We start from the raw sequence: 806 nt of genomic DNA, 5'->3' as shown, positions 1-806 counted from the left end.
TACAGAGGCCAACATCAACTATGTCGGCGTATATTCTCAGATCCGTCATCTTCTCGACACGGGATTCAGGTATTGGTTTGACACTGGTGAGGTTGCGAAGCTCAACACCCGCAACCGCGCCTATGAGACCCCAAACCTTGCACGCGAACTCATCGCCACCCGCTACCGCAAGCCCGGCGAAAACGAGAAGGCAGTCTATCTCACCGCCTCCGACATCGTCGCCCGCTTCGGCGGCCAGGTACGCCTGTCGGCAGTGCAGGTCGGTAAAGCGCTGCAGGACATGGGTTTCGAACAGTATCGTACGCACGACGGCCGTTTCTGGAAGCTCTATGAGCGACCCGCCTCCGACATAGGCAACGTCTTGCCCAATGGTGAAGAACCACCCAAAAAAGACATGCCATTTTAAGTCCAAAGGCGTGACAGGTGTGACACTGGTGACAGATAATATATACATACTATGCGTATAATGAATTAAAGGGTTACTATATAGTAGGGCTTCAATAGAAATTATAAAAATGTTAGTATATATACCCCACATACCTCACACACCTCACACGCCTGTCACGGAGAATTTCTTTAAGCTTTCAGCTTTTAAGACTTTAATCTTTTAATCTTTAATTTTTTAATCTTTGTCTCATGACTCGCAGAGATTTAGCAATTATGTATTTCCCGGACAAGTCCCCGATAGAGGCAGTCCGATCGTTACGAATGTGGATAGCCAACTGTCCCGACCTCGTTGCCGCCTTGGAGGAAATAGGTCAGCCATACAAGAAGACCAAGACCCTGACAGCAAGGCAAGTCCGTCT

The 806-nt window shown here is 48.6% G+C and carries 1 protein-coding gene and 1 pseudogene; both read left to right on the top strand.

The window, feature by feature from the left end; translation table 11 throughout:
* Window positions 1–406 (top strand): annotated as a pseudogene (locus CIK99_RS15255) (DUF3874 domain-containing protein); the annotation flags it as partial.
* 230 nt (window positions 407–636) lie between these two features.
* The coding region (locus tag CIK99_RS16035; protein ID WP_371590991.1) for a DUF4248 domain-containing protein at window positions 637–806 on the top strand (170 nt) is incomplete at its 3' end.

The sequence above is a fragment of the Prevotella sp. P5-92 genome (assembly GCF_002251245.1).
Lineage (GTDB): Bacteria > Bacteroidota > Bacteroidia > Bacteroidales > Bacteroidaceae > Prevotella.
Note: the sequence above shows the minus strand (reverse complement) of the source record. Positions and strands in the feature narration are given on the sequence as shown.